This is a genomic window from Sphingomonas sp. 66-10 (assembly GCF_001897045.1).
GTDB classification, from domain to species: Bacteria; Pseudomonadota; Alphaproteobacteria; order Sphingomonadales; family Sphingomonadaceae; genus Sphingomonas; species Sphingomonas lycopersici.
In genome coordinates, this window is record NZ_MKRR01000020.1 from 14036 (window position 1) to 28452 (window position 14417).

The 14417-nt window shown below is 69.4% G+C and carries 14 protein-coding genes and 1 riboswitch; of the genes, 9 read left to right on the top strand and 5 right to left on the bottom strand.

Annotated features, from left to right (window positions below):
- Nucleotides 1–185: 185 nt before the first annotated feature.
- The 5 genes from BGN95_RS02520 to BGN95_RS02540 all read left to right on the top strand — a co-directional run bounded on the left by BGN95_RS02520 (nucleotide 186) and on the right by BGN95_RS02540 (nucleotide 4094).
- On the top strand, nucleotides 186–1553 hold the full coding sequence (locus BGN95_RS02520) for a S41 family peptidase (protein ID WP_179512169.1): 1368 nt from the start codon (nucleotides 186–188) through the stop codon (nucleotides 1551–1553).
- Nucleotides 1554–1576: 23 nt separating this feature from the next.
- A complete protein-coding gene (locus BGN95_RS02525; RefSeq protein ID WP_502688239.1) occupies nucleotides 1577–2059 on the top strand; it encodes a disulfide bond formation protein B in 483 nt (160 codons plus the stop codon).
- Nucleotides 2056–2589, top strand: coding sequence for a demethoxyubiquinone hydroxylase family protein (locus BGN95_RS02530; RefSeq protein ID WP_286771520.1), 534 nt, complete (start codon nucleotides 2056–2058; stop codon nucleotides 2587–2589). The genes BGN95_RS02525 and BGN95_RS02530 overlap by 4 nt, the downstream gene beginning before the upstream one ends.
- 12 nt (nucleotides 2590–2601) lie before the next feature.
- A complete protein-coding gene (locus BGN95_RS02535; RefSeq protein ID WP_286771521.1) occupies nucleotides 2602–3123 on the top strand; it encodes a hypothetical protein in 522 nt (173 codons plus the stop codon).
- Nucleotides 3124–3303: 180 nt separating this feature from the next.
- Nucleotides 3304–3385, top strand: a riboswitch (ZMP/ZTP riboswitch).
- Between the two features lie 25 nt (nucleotides 3386–3410).
- On the top strand, nucleotides 3411–4094 hold the full coding sequence (locus tag BGN95_RS02540; protein ID WP_286771522.1) for a DJ-1/PfpI family protein: 684 nt from the start codon (nucleotides 3411–3413) through the stop codon (nucleotides 4092–4094).
- Here BGN95_RS02540 and BGN95_RS02545 read toward each other — a convergent pair.
- On the bottom strand, nucleotides 4085–4723 hold the full coding sequence (locus BGN95_RS02545) for a DedA family protein (RefSeq protein WP_179512166.1): 639 nt from the start codon (nucleotides 4721–4723) through the stop codon (nucleotides 4085–4087). The two genes, BGN95_RS02540 and BGN95_RS02545, sit on opposite strands and share 10 nt — an antisense overlap.
- Before the next feature lie 174 nt (nucleotides 4724–4897).
- On the opposite strand from BGN95_RS02545, the gene BGN95_RS02550 reads away from it, so the two are divergent.
- The gene (locus tag BGN95_RS02550; RefSeq protein ID WP_265271584.1) at nucleotides 4898–5551 is read left to right on the top strand and encodes a GGDEF domain-containing protein; all 654 of its coding nucleotides are present in this window, start codon (nucleotides 4898–4900) and stop codon (nucleotides 5549–5551) included.
- 73 nt (nucleotides 5552–5624) lie between these two features.
- Here the strand turns inward: BGN95_RS02550 and smc are convergent, their stop codons facing one another.
- Genes smc through BGN95_RS02570 form a run of 4 tightly spaced genes read right to left on the bottom strand, consistent with a single transcriptional unit; the run spans nucleotide 5625 to nucleotide 11061 of the window.
- Entirely contained in the window at nucleotides 5625–9101 is a 3477-nt protein-coding gene (smc, locus tag BGN95_RS02555) for a chromosome segregation protein SMC (protein WP_286771523.1), read from the bottom strand.
- A gap of 24 nt (nucleotides 9102–9125) precedes the next feature.
- Nucleotides 9126–9857 carry a thioredoxin domain-containing protein gene (locus BGN95_RS02560; protein WP_179512163.1) on the bottom strand — a complete coding sequence of 244 codons (732 nt, stop codon included), beginning with the start codon at nucleotides 9855–9857 and terminating at the stop codon, nucleotides 9126–9128.
- 23 nt (nucleotides 9858–9880) lie between these two features.
- On the bottom strand, nucleotides 9881–10555 hold the full coding sequence (locus BGN95_RS02565) for a DsbA family protein (protein WP_265271413.1): 675 nt from the start codon (nucleotides 10553–10555) through the stop codon (nucleotides 9881–9883).
- The gene (locus BGN95_RS02570) at nucleotides 10552–11061 is read right to left on the bottom strand and encodes a DUF721 domain-containing protein (RefSeq protein ID WP_265271415.1); all 510 of its coding nucleotides are present in this window, start codon (nucleotides 11059–11061) and stop codon (nucleotides 10552–10554) included. The genes BGN95_RS02565 and BGN95_RS02570 overlap by 4 nt, the downstream gene beginning before the upstream one ends.
- A 26-nt stretch (nucleotides 11062–11087) precedes the next feature.
- Here BGN95_RS02570 and mutY point away from each other — a divergent pair, with 26 nt between their 5' ends.
- Genes mutY through nudC form a run of 3 tightly spaced genes read left to right on the top strand, consistent with a single transcriptional unit; the run spans nucleotide 11088 to nucleotide 14325 of the window.
- A complete protein-coding gene (mutY, locus tag BGN95_RS02575) occupies nucleotides 11088–12110 on the top strand; it encodes an A/G-specific adenine glycosylase (protein ID WP_286771524.1) in 1023 nt (340 codons plus the stop codon).
- Nucleotides 12110–13456, top strand: coding sequence for a serine hydrolase domain-containing protein (locus tag BGN95_RS02580; protein WP_265271419.1), 1347 nt, complete (start codon nucleotides 12110–12112; stop codon nucleotides 13454–13456). Before mutY ends, BGN95_RS02580 begins: the two co-directional genes overlap by 1 nt.
- Nucleotides 13453–14325 carry an NAD(+) diphosphatase gene (gene nudC, locus BGN95_RS02585; protein WP_179512158.1) on the top strand — a complete coding sequence of 291 codons (873 nt, stop codon included), beginning with the start codon at nucleotides 13453–13455 and terminating at the stop codon, nucleotides 14323–14325. Before BGN95_RS02580 ends, nudC begins: the two co-directional genes overlap by 4 nt.
- Nucleotides 14326–14417 lie beyond the last annotated feature (92 nt).

Sequence of the window (14417 nt, forward strand, 5' to 3'; positions counted from 1 at the left end):
CGGTCGATATCACCGCGCTGATCGGGTGAAGCGGGCGACGCCCTTCTTTTTCCTTTCCCTTCACCAGGGAGGGGAGAAGAAGGGGAGCGAAAGGTCGCTCATCCCCCATTCAGTCGCGCTGGCGCTTTGCTCGCCCGGCGATATGGGGCTAGGGTGAAAACGCCCCCTCTCGTCAGGACGCCCAGATGAAGTTCAAGCTGTTTCAGGCCACCGCTCTTGTCGCGACGATCGCGCTGGTCCCGGTCGCGACCGGGGCGATGGCGGCGGTCGATACCGACACCTACAAGCAGATGGACAAGTTCCTCGACGTCTATAACCGCGTGAAGGCGGATTATGTCGACAAGGTCACCGACGAGCAGCTGATCCGCGGCGCGATCGACGGGATGCTGTCCGCGCTCGATCCGCATTCGAGCTATGTCGACGGGCGCGATTTCGACAATCTGCGCATCCAGACCGAGGGCAATTATGGCGGGCTCGGCCTCTCGGTCACGATGGAGGACGGCGCGGTCAAGGTGATCGCTCCGCAGGAGGATACGCCGGCGGCCAAGGCGGGGCTCAAGCCGGGCGACTATATCACGCATATCGACGGCAAATTGCTCTACGGCAGCACGCTCGACGAGGCGGTGGCGCAGATGCGCGGCAAGCCGGGCACCAAGATCGCGCTGACCATCGTCCGCCCCGGCCGCGACAAGCCGATCGACGTGACGCTGACCCGCGAGGTGATCGTCCAGCGTCCGGTGAAATGGCAGATCAAGGGCGATGTCGGCTATATCGACATCAATACCTTCTCCGAGACGACCGGCGCCGACACGCGCGCCGCGCTGCTCGCGATCGACAAGGCGCTGGGGCACCGCCCGCTGGGCTATGTCATCGATCTGCGCTCGAACGGCGGCGGGCTGCTGACGCAGGCGATCGACGTGTCCGACGCCTTCCTCGATCACGGCGAAATCGTCTCGCAGCGCGGGCGCGATCCGCGCGAGAACCAGCGCTATTTCGCCAAGCCGGGTGACGACGCGCACGGGCTGCCGGTGATCATCCTGACCGATTCGGGCACCGCCAGCGCGAGCGAGATCGTCGCCGGCGCATTGCAGGATCATCACCGCGCGCTGGTGATGGGCGAGCGGACCTTCGGCAAGGGATCGGTGCAGACGTTGCTCCCGCTCGGCCCGACCACCGCGCTGCGGCTCACCACCGCGCGTTATTACACCCCCTCGGGGCGCTCGGTGCAGGAGGGCGGGATCGAGCCCGATATCGCCGTGCCGCAGCTGTCCGACCCCGATTACAAGGCGCGCCCGGTGTTTCGCGAGGCCGATCTGCGCCGGCACCTGATCAATGAGGTCAAGACCGACAACAAGGTGCTCGAGGAAGACACCAAGGAGGATCCGCGCTTCTCGATGACGGTGGATCAGCTCAAGAAGGAAAAGATCACCGACTTCCAGCTGTGGTACGCGCTCAAGGCGATCGCCCGGCTCGGCGGCCCGACGCAGGTGGCGGCCGTCACCGCGGCGGTGCAGAAGGACTGGAAAGACCCGAAGGACATTGCCGCCAAGTGACCCGCCAGATGAGCTATTCGCAGATGACCCCGTCGCAGACCAAGGCCCGCGCGCTCGCGCTGCTGCTGCCCGCCGCCTTGCTCGCCGGCGCCTGGGGATCGCAGCTGATCGGCGGGCTCGTGCCGTGCGAGATGTGCCATTGGCAGCGCTGGCCGCATTATGCCGCGGTGGTTGCCGCCGCGCTGGCGCTCGTCGTGCCGGGGCGCGCGGTGCGGCTGACGCTGATCGCGGGTGCGGCCGCGTTGATCGCGGTCTCGGGGCTGATCGGCATCTTCCACGCCGGGGTCGAATATCATTGGTGGCAGGGGATCACTGCCTGCTCGACCAGCGTGAGCGGCGCCGGGATCAGCACCGACGAGATGCTGCGCCGGATCCTCGCCGCGCCGGTGGTGCGATGCGACGCGGCGCAGTGGAAGATGTTCGGCATCTCGCTCGCGGGCTATAATGCGATCTTCTCATTGGGCGGCGCGGCGGTGATCGCGTGGCTCATCAGGAGGCGCGCGTGAGCTGGAAGCCGGGAGATCGTCGCCGCACGACCGCATCGATGATCCGCGTCGATCAGGCGGGCGAATATGGCGCGACGCGGATTTATGCCGGGCAGCTCGCGATCATGGGGCATCGTTCGCCCGCCGCGCGCAAGATCAGCGGGATGGCGCTGCAGGAAGAGCGGCATCGCGCCTTTTTCGATCGGCTGATCGTCGAGCGCGGGGTGCGGCCGACCTTGCTCCAGCCGTTCTGGAACGTCGCGGGCTTCGCGCTCGGCGCGGTGACCGCGGCGATCGGGCCGGAGGCGGCGATGGCCTGCACCGCCGCGGTCGAGACCGAGATCGACAAACATTATGAGGAGCAGCTCGGGGTTCTGGGGGACGACGATCCCGAGCTTTCCGATGCAGTCCGCACCTTCCGGGCCGAGGAGGTCGAGCATCGCGAGACCGCGCTCGCCAGCGGGGCGGAGGACGCGCCGGCCTATCCATTGTTGTCCGCCGCGATCCGGTTGGGGTGCCGCTTCGCGATCGCGACCGCCAAGCGTATCTGACGGGAGAAAAAGATGTTGCCCCGCACGATGATCATCGCCGCCCTGCTGCTGACCCCGGCCGCGCTTTCCGCGCAACAGGCCGAGACCGGCGCGGCCAAGCCGGCGCCGCCGCCGCTGATCATCCCGCCGCCCTCGTCGCGCGAGGTCGCGCTGCCCGGCGCGCCGCGCGTCAGCCCGCAGACCGTTCAGTCCGATGTGTCGCATGCGGCGCCGGTCAACGGCGTCATCACGCTCTACGGCAACCAGCGCTGCCCGACCAACAAGGACGGCGCCGAGGTCGCGGTGTGCGTCCGGCGCTCGGCCGAGGAGCAATTCCGCATCCCGAAGGAATTGCGCAATTTCGAGGTGACCCCCGAGAACGCCGCCTGGGCGGCGCGCATCAAGGGGCAGGACGATCTCAGCGGCACCGGGGTGGGTAGCTGCTCGACGGTCGGCCCGGGCGGCGCGACTGGCTGTTTCGTCCAGAACGCCAATCGCGCCAGGGCGGAATCGCGCGCGCGCGCCAAGGAAGCCAATCCGGATCTGTCGAACTAAGGACCGGCTCCCTGACCAACTGCACACCGTCACCCCTGCCTTGAGCCGGGGTCCATTGTGCCGCACGCTCTATCGTCAGAACCTCTTGCCCCGCGCTTGCCTCCGATGGACCCCGGCTAAAGGCCGGGGTGACAGGTGTGATGAGGCGCTGGCCCGCGCCCCCGTTTCCCGCTAACCTCGGCCCTGTCGCGTGACTGGCGCAGTCGTGGAGCACCACGAGGGAGCGCGATGCCTTCTCCCGCCGCGCGCCTGGGCGATCTTCGCAGGACGAGAGGAGCCGAGACCCGATGCGCATCGCCTTTCTGCTATTCCCCAACGTTACCCAGCTTGATCTCACCGGCCCGGCGCAGGTCCTGTCGCGGATGGGGGAGGGGACGCATGTCGATCTCGTCGCCGCGACGCTGGAGGCTGTGCCGACCGATGCGGGTTTCGCGATCCTCCCCACCGCGACCTTCGACGAGGTGCCCACGGCGGATATCCTGTGCGTTCCTGGCGGGTTCGGGATCAACGGCGCGATCGCCGACGATGCCACGATCGATTGGGTGCGCCATGTCGGCACGCACGCGCAATGGGTGACGAGCGTCTGCACCGGCTCGCTGGTGCTCGGCGCGGCGGGGTTGCTCGAGGGCTATCGTGCCGCCTGCCATTGGGGGCAGCGCCATATGCTGCCGCTGTTCGGCGCGACCGCAGTGACGGAGCGCGTGGTGGTCGATCGCAACCGCGTCACCGGAGGCGGGGTGACCGCCGGGATCGACTTCGCTTTTCGGCTAATGGCGCTGATCCGCGGCGAAGCACACGCGCGGATGGTGCAGCTCGCGCTCGAATATGATCCCGACCCGCCGTTCGATTCGGGCTCGCCCGAACATGCCGATGCGGCATTGGTCGCGGCCTATCAGCGCCGCGTCGAGCGGCTGGCGCCGGGGCGCGACGAGGAATTGCGCCGGCTCGCCGCGCGGCGCGGTTATTCCTGAGGGTTCTTCTTCAACCCGCGCAGCCGATGCCACAGATAGAGCCCGCCGGCGATCACGATCACCGCGCCGATCGCGAGATCGGCCTGATGGAAGAACGCCTTGAGCCGCGGGTCGCTGTTCCACGCGGTGCCGAGCTTCATCCCGATCCAGGCGAGCGCGAGGCAGAACGGCCATGAGCCGACGAACGTATAGATGTGAAACGGGATCAGCGGCATCCGCGCGACCCCGGCGGGGAAGGCGATGAAGGTGCGGATGATCGGCAGCATCCGCCCGACGAGGATCGCGATCGGCCCCCAGCGGTTGAAGAAGCGATCGGCCATGTCGAGCTCACCCGGCCCGATCAGCAGATAGCGACCCCAGCGCTCGACCAGCGGGCGCCCGCCGCGCTTGCCCGCCTCATAAGCGACGATCGAGCCGAGGTTGCACCCGATCGCGCCGGCGGTCGCGGCGAGATACAGATCGAACCGCCCGGTCGAGACGAGATAGCCCGCGAAGGGCATGATGATCTCCGACGGCAGCGGGATGCAGGCGCTTTCGATCGCCATGAGCAGCGCAATGCCGCCATAGCCCCCCGCCGAAATGACGGTGACGGCGAAGGTCGCGAGCGCGGCGAGTATCTTCTCGATCATAGCGGCCGCGCATGCGCGAGGCGGGTGCGCGGGTCAACCTGCGCCGATCGCCATGCAACGATCTGTTACATGGTTCATGCGCATTAAACATAATGATGCTACGTCGCGGTCATGGGGGCGATTCGCAAAGCCTTGCGATGGGCGGCATTTTCTCTCGGCGTCACCCTGGTGCCGATGTATTTGCTGTCGCGCTGGACCGGTCTGGAGGTCCCGGCGGTCTATTGGGCCTTTGCGACCTGCTGTTCGGGCGGCGTCTCGTTTCTCGTTTCGCTGCGGCTTGCCTGGCAGGGCGAGCAATTGCGCCGGCTCAATGCCGAGCTCGAGGCGGTGCATGTCCAGCTCAAGCATGCCGCCGAAACCGATCCGCTGACCGGGGTGCTCAACCGCACCGCCTTTCTCGAACGGCTCGAACCGCAGCACCGCAGCGTCGGTGGCTGGATATTGGTGCTCGACGTCGATCACTTCAAATCGATCAACGATCGTTACGGGCATGAGGTCGGCGATCGCGCCTTGTGCAAAGTGGCGGGGGTGCTGCGCCGCTCGGCGCGTACCGGCGACCTGATCGGGCGATTGGGCGGCGAGGAATTCGGCATCTACCTCCCCGGGGTGGGACGCGGGATCGCGATGCAGGTCGCCGAGCGGATGCGATCCGACATGGAAACCGCCTCGCTGAGCGATCCGGTCGCGCCGGGGATGACGATCACCGTCAGCATCGGGCTGGCCGCGGCCGATCGCGACGTCGCGATCGCCGAAAGCCTGCGCCGCGCGGATTTTGCGATGTATGGGGCGAAGCGCGACGGGCGGAACAGGGTGCGGGTGACGGTTTAGGAACTACCCCGGGCCGCCTTCCTTTTGCTCCCCTCCCTGGTGAAGGGAGGGGAGAAGAAGGGGAAGGTAGAGGCTATTCCGCCGCCAGCAATGTCTCCGCCCCCTGCAGGTCGACCGAGACCAGCCGGCTGACCCCGCGCTCGATCATCGTCACCCCGAACAGGCGGTGCATCCGGCTCATCGTCACCGCATTGTGGGTGACGATCAGATAGCGCGTCTGCGTCTCGCGGGTCATGCGGTCGAGCAGGTCGCAGAAGCGCTCGATATTGGCGTCGTCGAGCGGGGCGTCGACCTCGTCGAGCACGCAGATCGGCGCCGGATTGGTGAGGAACAGCCCGAAGATCAGCGCAACGGCGGTCAGCGCCTGCTCGCCGCCCGACAGCAGGGTGAGCGACTGGAGGCGCTTGCCCGGCGGCTGCGCCATGATCTCCAGCCCGGCTTCGAGCGGATCATCCGAATCGACCAGTTCGAGATGCGCCTGCCCGCCGTTGAACAACGTGGTGAACAGCCGCTGGAAATGCCCGTTGACCGCCGCGAACGCGGCGAGCAGCCGCTGCCGCCCCTCGCGGTTGAGCGTGCCGATCGACCCGCGCAGCTGGTTGACCGCCAGCCCCAGTTCCTCGCGCTCGGCGGCATTGCCGACCGCGCCCGCTTCGAGCTCGGCGAGTTCCTGTTCGGCGACGAGATTGACCGGGCCGAGCCGTTCGCGATCGAGCGTCAATTTGTCGTGCGCCGCGCTTTCCTCCTGCGGCGCACGCACCGTCGCGCTGTCGAATCCGGCCTTGGTCGGCAGCACGGGCGCGGGGCATTCGAAGCGTTCGCCCGAAAGCTGGCCCAGCTCCACCCGGCGCTGCTCCTGATTTTCCGCGCGCGCCAGCGCCCCGGCGCGCGCCTCGCGGGTCGCGGCGAGCGCTTCGCCAGCGATACGCGCCGCCTCCTCGCAGCGGCGCAGCGCGGCCTCGGCTTCGCGCTCGGTCGCGGCGAGCGCGTCAGCGGCGCTGCGTTCGCTGTCGTGCCGGGCGGCGAGAGCGGCGATATCGGCTTCCAGCGCGGCGGGACGACCGGCGAGCGCTTCGCGGTCGCGGGCGATCTCGCTTTCGCGCTTCGCCATGTCGGCGATGCGGCGTGCGGCATCGCCGGCACGGCTTTTCCAGCTCTTGGTCTCGGCCTGCGACGCGGCCAGCCGTTCGCGCGCGGCGGCGCCGGCACGCTCGCGGCTCGCGCGGTCCGCACGCGCTTGCACTACCGCGGCGCGGCGCGCCTCGGCCTCGCGCTGGAGCGTGGCGACTTCGCCCGCGGTGGCGCTGGTATCGGGCAGAGCGACAATCGCCGCCTCGGCGGTCGCGACTTCGGTGGCGGCGGCGTCACGTTCGGTTGCGGTGTGCGTGGCGCGCGCGGTGAGATCGGTGCGCTGCCCGGCGAGGCGCTCGATCTGGGTCACCGCGCGGTCGATATTCTGGCGTGCTTCGCGCGCGGCTGCTTCCGCACGGGTGAGGGCGGTGCGCGCGGTGCCGGCGGCGGTGCGCGCGGCGGCGATCCGCGTCTCGATTTCGGCAAGCGCGTTGTCGGCGGCTTCCACCCCAGCGCGCGCATCGGGCAGCGCGGCCTCGATCGCGGCGAGCCGGTTGAGCCGTTCGAGCCGCTCCGCCGCCGCCGCGCCGCCGCTCTTCGCAACGAAGCCGTCCCAGCGGCGGAGTTGGCCGGTTCGCGTCACCAGTCGCTGCCCGACCGCGAGGGGGCGCCCGTCGTCCTCGGGGACGACGACGACCTGCGCCAGCCGCCGCGCAAGCTGCACCGGCGCGGTGACATGGAGCGCCAAGGCTACCCCCTCCGTTCGCCCCGAGCTTGTCGAAGGGCTGTCTTTCTTGGCGGAAGAAGGCAGCGCTTCGACAGGCTCAGCACGAACGGAGGAGAGCGCGGGGTCGTCTGGCAAGATATCCGCGCCAGCCCAATGCGCCTCCGCGCCGGCATCCAGCCCGATCTCCAGATCGTCGCCCAGCGCCGCCGCCAGCGCGCGCTCGTAACCCGGCGCGGCGCGGACATGATCGAGCAACCGATCGCGTCCCGAGCGCTGCGTTGCGCGCGCCAGCGTCGCGGCCTCGCTCTCCAGCGCGGCAAGCTCGGCGCGCGCGGCGGCGCGGCGGCCCTGCGCCTCGTCGCGGGCGGCGAGCGCGGCCTTTTCGTCACTCTCGGCGCGCGCGAGATCGCCGCGCGCCTGCTCGGCCTCGGCCTCCGACGCCGCGAGCGTCTGTTCCGCGCCGCTCCGTGTCGCTTCCAGCGGCGCCGCATCGGGGAGCGCGGCGAGCGCATCGGCGGCGTTGCGCGCCTCGCGCTCGGCGCGATCCGCGCGCGTCCGGGCGGCAGCGAGCGCGGCGTGCGCGACGCGCGCCTCGGCCGCCTCGCTCGCCTGCCGCGCGAGCGCCTGCGCCAGCGCCACCTCGGCGTCGCGCGCGAGCCGTTCGGCCTCGCCCTGCGCCTGACCGAGCGCGGGCAGTTCGGCGGCGACCGCGGCGATCTCCGCCTCCAGCGCCTTGCCCTCGTCGGCGAGCCGGGTCAGCGCCTCGGCGGCGTCATTGGCGAGCTGCCCCTCGCGGTCGCGGTCGGCGACGATCCGCTCTGCCGCTTCGGCCAGTTCGGCGAGCCGGCGTTCGACCCCGGCCTTCTCGGTGTTGAGCGTCGCGAGCTTGTGCGCCGCCTCGGTCGCGCGATCACGCGCGGTGAGTGCCGCGGCGCGTGCCTCGGCCAGCGCCTCGGTCGCCTGCGTCTGATAGGCGCCCGCCGCACGCTGCGCCTCGGCGGCGGCGTTGACGCGGGTTTCGGCCGCCGCGGCCTCGGCCTTGGCCGCATCCGCCGCCTCGGCGGCCTCGCGCCAGCGGCTGAAGATCAATCGCGCTTCGGCGACGCGGATCTGCGTGGAAAGCGCGCGATAGCGCTCGGCCTGGCGTGCCTGTCGGCGCAGCGCGGCAGCGCGCGCCTCTTGATCGGCGATCACTTCGTCGAGCCGTTCGAGATTGGCCTCGGTCGCGCGCAATTTCTGCTCGGCGTCTTTGCGGCGGACGTGCAAGCCCGCGATCCCGGCGGCTTCCTCCAGCATCGCGCGGCGCTCGGCCGGCTTGGCGGCGATCACCGCGCTGATCCGCCCCTGGCTGACGAGGGCGGGCGAATGCGCGCCGGTCGCCGCATCGGCGAACAGCAAGGCGACATCCTTGGCGCGCACGTCGCGCCCGTCGATGCGATAGGCGGAGCCGGCGCCGCGCTCGATGCGGCGAACGACCTCCTTCTCCTCGCCGTCAAGCTCGGCGAGGATCGAGACTTCGGCGAAATCGCGCGCCGGCCGCGTCGCGGTGCCGGCGAAGATCACGTCTTCCATCCCCGCGCCGCGCATCGATTTGGGCGAGTTCTCGCCCATCGTCCAGCGCAGCGCTTCGAGCAAATTGGATTTGCCGCAGCCGTTGGGGCCGACCACCCCGGTCAGCCCCGGCTCGATGCGCAGATCGGCCGCGTCGACGAAGCTCTTGAAGCCCGACAGCCTCAGTCGCTTGATCTGCATCGCGCGCGGCCCCCTTCGCGCTCGTCAGGCGCCGGCGTTCTTGAGCGCGGCCTCGATCTGCGGCCAGGTGACCGAACCGTCGAGCTGCTTGCCGTTGAGGAAGAAAGTCGGGGTGCCGGTGACGTTCTTCTCCTGCATCGCGGTTTCGGTGATCTTGCCGATCGCCTCCAGCTTCTTGGCGTCGGCGAGGCAGGCGCGCGCCTGCTGCTCGGTCACGCCGCGCTGCTTCACGAAATCGATATAGCCGAGATACTCGACCCAGGCGGTCGCCTGCTGCGCCGGGCTCATCGACTGGAGCTTCTGCTGGAAGTCGGCCGGCACCTTTTCAAGTTTTTCGAGGAAGGCGGGCTGCTCGACATACATTTGTTCGAGCAGCGGGAAGAACGGCGCCTCGCCGACGCATTCCCCCAAGGCAGCAACGCCAAGATCGGGCGCGTGGACGAGGAAGTCGCGGAATTCATACGAGACCTTGCCGGACTTCACATATTTTTCCTCGAGCGGCTTCATCCCGGTCTGGCCGAAGGCGCCGCAGGTCGGGCAGGTGCGCGAGCCGTATTCGACCAATTTGATCGCGGCATTGGGGTTGCCCATCACATAGCCGCCGTCGGCGGTCTTGGAGACGACCTGGGTCCAGTCCTGGCCCGCCGGCGGGGCGACCGCGGCGACCGGCGCGGCGGGGGCGGAGGAATTGCCGTTGCCGCCGCAGGCGGAAAGCAGCGCCAGCGCGGCGACGGAAACGGCGAAACGAACGGTCATTGAGTAATCCCTCCAGATAACAATTACTTCGCCCCGGCGGCGCGGAGCATCGGTTCGAGCTTGGCCCAGTCGATACCCTGGACCAATTTGCCGTTGATCTCGAACGCCGGGGTACCGGCGATCTTGTCGCTGATCGCATTGGCACGCTCGACCACCGCCTCGGCGACCTTGGGATCGGCGAGGCATTGGTCGATCGCCGCCTGCGTCATCCCGGCATTGCGCGCGATCGCATCGAGCCCGGCGCCCTGCGCCATCGCGCGATATTGCGCGGCGGCGGCGTACATCCCGAGCCGCTGGCCGTTGCTGCTGTCGAAATCCTGCGCGCGCTGCAGCCATTGCTCCTGCCCGGCGAAGAGCGCGTCGTGGAGCCTGGGGAAGATCGCCGGCCCGGAGCAGCGCGCCAGCATCGCTGCGACCAGATCGTAGCGATCGTGGACCGCGCTGCGCACTTCGAGGCTGAGCGAGCCCGAGGCGATCATCTTGCCCTTGAGCACCGCCGCCGACTCGCGCGCGAAATGGCCGCAATGCGGGCAGGTGTAGCTGGCATATTCGACCAATTTCACCCGCGCGGCGGGGTTGCCGATGACATAGCTGCCCTTAGGCGCGGTCGCGGCGACGCTGACCCAGGCGCGCGGCGCGGCGACCAGCGGGGCGGCGGCGAGTAGGGCGAGGAGCGGGAACAGGCGTTTCTTGATCATCGGACGGTCGGCAGCCTCGGGGTTACGACGCCGGCGGCAAGCGCCTCCAGCACCGCCTTGAGTTCGGGATCGCCGATCGTGCGCAGGCTCTGGCCCAGCTCGGCGGGGACGGGTTGCGGCTCGGGGCGCGGGCGCGGCACCGCGCGCGGCGCGACGTCGCCCTGGCGGATCGATACTCGTGCGACCGCGGTGTAGCCGAAGAAGCGGTTCACCCGCTCGATGATCTCCGGGGTGATATGGCTCAGCATCGCGGCATGCGCGCCCCGCACGGTGAGCGTCAGCACCCCGTCCTGCTTCTTGCCCTGCGGGAAGCGGATCGATTCGGGGCAGGAGGCGCGCGCCAGTTTCTCGCCGACGATCTCCGGCCAGCGCGTGACGATCGACGATTGGACGAAGCCGAATTTGCGGAATGCGGCCGCGCCGACCGCCGGCAAAAGCTCGGCGACCTGACGGGCGCGATTCTGCCGCACGGGCTCTGGCTGGGGGGCGCGAGGGCGCTTGCTCATTCGCCGCCTCATGCCATAGCCGGGGCGTGGACGCCAAGCATTCGATCGCAGCCGATTTGCTCAATTGGTATGACGCGCACCGCCGCGATCTGCCGTGGCGCGCGCCGCCGGGCGCGCAGGCCGATCCGTATCGCGTCTGGCTCTCAGAGGTGATGCTCCAGCAGACCACCGTCGCGACCGTCACCCCGCGCTTCACCGCATGGGTCGCACGCTGGCCCGATATCGCCAGCCTCGCCGCCGCCGACGAGGCGGAGGTGATGGCCGCCTGGGCCGGGCTCGGTTACTACGCCCGCGCCCGCAATCTGGTGAAGGCGGCCAAGGTCGTCGCCGCCGAGCACGGCGGCCGCTTGCCCGATAACGAGGCGGCGTTGCGCGCGCTCCCCGGGCTCGGCGATTATACTGCCGCTGCGGTCGCCGCGATCGCCTTCGGGCGGCGCGCGGTGGTGATCGACGGCAATGTCGAGCGCGTCGTCGCGCGGTTGTTCGCCGCTGCCGGCAAGCCGGCGGTCCGCGCCGCGGCGGAAGCGATCACCCCCGATCGGCGCGCCGGCGATTTCGCCCAGGCGATGATGGACCTCGGCGCGACGATCTGTACCCCGCGCAGCCCGCGCTGCATGCTCTGTCCGCTCGCCGCTGCCTGTGTCGCGCGCGCCACAGGGGCGCAGGAAAGCTTCCCGGTGAAGCCCGCGAAGAAGCCGCGCCCGCAACGCTTTGGAACGATCTTCTGGCTCCAACGCGGCGACGAGGTGCTGCTCGTCCGCCGCCCCGCGCGCGGGCTGCTCGGCGGGATGCGCGCGCTGCCGACCGGGCCGTGGGGCGAAACCCGACCCGCGCTGGCGGATGCCCCGGCGGATGCCGACTGGCGATTGCGCAATGCGACGGTGACGCACGTCTTTACCCATTTTGCGCTCGAACTCGCGCTTGCCGTCGCCCGCTGGGACGCGCAGACAATTCCGGTGGCTGGAGAATGGTGGCCGGTGCGCGAGATCGATTCGGCGGGCCTGCCGACCGTCTTCGCCAAGGCTGCCGCGGCAATAAGAGGGGAATGATGCGCGCAATTCATCTGATCGGGGCGAGCGTGGCGCTGGCGGCGGTCGCCGCCGGGGCGAGCCTCGCGCGGCAGGCGCAACCGGCACCGGCCAACCCCGCGCAGCCCACCGTCGCGGCACGCGCCAACAGCCTGCTGCCCAACATGCAGGCGCTGTTCGACGGCTATGTCGCCGACGGCAAGATGCCGGGGGTCACCGGCGCCTTCGGGTTCGGCGACCGGCCGACGCTGTTCGTCTCCGCCGGGCGGATCAGCGACGATCCGGGCGCGGCGCCGGCGGGGCCGGACAGCCTGTGGCGGGTCTATTCGATGACCAAGCCGATCACCGGGATGGCGGCGATGATCCTGGTCGAGGAAGGCAAGATCAGGCTCGACGATCCGCTGAGCAAATATTTCCCCGCCTTCGCCAACATGCGCGTGCTGACCAGCCCCGATACCTCGCTGGACAGCGTGCCGGCGAAGAATCAGATCACGATCCGCGAATTGCTGACCCACACCGCCGGGCTCAGCTACAACATCATCGCCAAGGGGCCGCTGCTCAAGGAATACGAGCGGCTCGGCATCCTGCCCGGCGCGGTCAATGCGCAGATGGAGGCGCAGGCGCGCAAGGCGCGGCCGGCGACGCTCGCCGAATTCGCCGATCGCGTCGCACAGGCGCCGTTGATCGCCGAGCCGGGGACCAAGTGGAGCTATTCGATCGGGCTCGACGTGATGGGGGCAGTGATCGAGAAGGCGAGCGGGATGCCGTTCGACCGCTTCGTCCAGACAAGATTGCTCGATCCGCTCAAGATGAATTCGACCTATTGGACCGTCCCGGCGAGCGCGGCGGGGCGGTTGTCGACCAATTACATCTTCGTCGGCGACAAGCGCACCCCGATCGATACGGGCGCGGCATCGGCGTGGCTCTCGCCGCCCAGCTTCCCTTATGGCGGCGCCGGGCTGGTCTCCTCGGCACGCGATTACGACCGTTTCCTCCACATGTTGCAGGACGGCGGCACGCTCGACGGGGTGCAGGTGATGAAGCCCGAAACCGCGGCGCTCGCCATGTCCAACCTGATGCCCCCCGGCGTCGTGTTCGGCGGGATCGGCGGCGGCACCGGGGGCAATATGTCGGCGAAGATGGGGTTCGGCGCGGGCGGCTCGGTCTATCTCGAGGACGGGCCGGGCGGTTTGCCGTCGAAGGGGACTTACGGCTGGGGCGGGGCCGCGGGAACGGTCGCCTGGGTCGATCCGGTGAAGAAGGTACGCGGGACGGTGATGGTGCAATATTTTCCGGCCGAGAAATGGCCGCTGCGCGCCGAGGTGGTCGGCGCGCTGACCAAGGATGTCGCGAGGTTCCGCCGATGAACGTTCCGGGCTTCACCGGCGGGATGCTCGACCGCGCCGATCGGTTGCGCCACGACGAGGAAGCGCTCGCCGCCGCGATCGGCAATTGGCAGGCGCGGCTGCTCAAGCTCCACGCCTGGGAGCCCGAGGTGACCGACGATGGCCGGCTCGGCTGGACGATGCTGAGCGAGGCGTCGGAGGAGGCCGAATTCATCCTGCTCGGGCTCGACGAGGGCCGACCGCGCTTCGCCGCGTTCGAGCCCGCGGTGGGCGCGGCGCCCGCCGCGTTTCGCTCGCCGACTTTGCTCGCCGCGCTCGACCAGCTTCAGATGGGGGAGGCCGCGACCTTCGCCGCGGCGCGATCGGTGCTCGACTGGCACGCACGGCATCGCTTCTGCGCCAATTGCGGCACCCCGACCACGATGTTCCGCGCCGGCTGGGCGCGTCGCTGCGGCAATTGCGGGGCGGAGCATTTCCCGCGGGTCGACCCGGTGGTGATCATGATCGCCGAGCATGACGGCCGCGCGCTGCTCGGGCGCCAGCCGAGCTGGCCCGCTGGGCGCTATTCGGCGCTCGCCGGGTTCGTCGAGCCGGGCGAATCGATCGAGGAAGCGGTGCGGCGCGAGATCGCCGAGGAAGCGGGGGTGCGTGTCGGCGCGGTGCGCTATGTCGCGAGCCAACCGTGGCCGTTCCCGTCGCAGCTGATGATCGCCTGCGTCGGGATCGCCGAGGGCGATGCGCTGACGATCGATACCAACGAGCTGGAAACCGCGGGCTGGTTCACCCGCGACGAGGTGCGCGACGTGCTGGCGGGGAAAGAGGGCCCGTTCCTCGCCCCGCCGCCCTATGCGATCGCGCATACCTTGCTGACCGAATGGGCGCGGGGGTAGGGCTTTTCCACACCGTCACCTTATTCTGCTCCCCTCCCTCGTGAAGGGAGCATCTGTGATGTTGATCAAGCGGGTCGAGGTATCCATGGCCG

Coding starts and splice junctions, on each gene's coding strand:
- BGN95_RS02540 (WP_286771522.1), top strand. CDS start 3,411: ATGCGCATCGCCTTTCTGCTATTCCCCAACGTTACCCAGCTTGATCTC.
- BGN95_RS02560 (WP_179512163.1), bottom strand. CDS start 9,857: ATGACCGTTCGTTTCGCCGTTTCCGTCGCCGCGCTGGCGCTGCTTTCC.
- nudC (WP_179512158.1), top strand. CDS start 13,453: ATGAACGTTCCGGGCTTCACCGGCGGGATGCTCGACCGCGCCGATCGG.
- BGN95_RS02570 (WP_265271415.1), bottom strand. CDS start 11,061: ATGAGCAAGCGCCCTCGCGCCCCCCAGCCAGAGCCCGTGCGGCAGAAT.
- smc (WP_286771523.1), bottom strand. CDS start 9,101: ATGCAGATCAAGCGACTGAGGCTGTCGGGCTTCAAGAGCTTCGTCGAC.
- BGN95_RS02565 (WP_265271413.1), bottom strand. CDS start 10,555: ATGATCAAGAAACGCCTGTTCCCGCTCCTCGCCCTACTCGCCGCCGCC.
- BGN95_RS02580 (WP_265271419.1), top strand. CDS start 12,110: ATGCGCGCAATTCATCTGATCGGGGCGAGCGTGGCGCTGGCGGCGGTC.
- BGN95_RS02520 (WP_179512169.1), top strand. CDS start 186: ATGAAGTTCAAGCTGTTTCAGGCCACCGCTCTTGTCGCGACGATCGCG.
- BGN95_RS02525 (WP_502688239.1), top strand. CDS start 1,577: ATGACCCCGTCGCAGACCAAGGCCCGCGCGCTCGCGCTGCTGCTGCCC.
- BGN95_RS02535 (WP_286771521.1), top strand. CDS start 2,602: ATGTTGCCCCGCACGATGATCATCGCCGCCCTGCTGCTGACCCCGGCC.
- BGN95_RS02550 (WP_265271584.1), top strand. CDS start 4,898: ATGTATTTGCTGTCGCGCTGGACCGGTCTGGAGGTCCCGGCGGTCTAT.
- BGN95_RS02545 (WP_179512166.1), bottom strand. CDS start 4,723: ATGATCGAGAAGATACTCGCCGCGCTCGCGACCTTCGCCGTCACCGTC.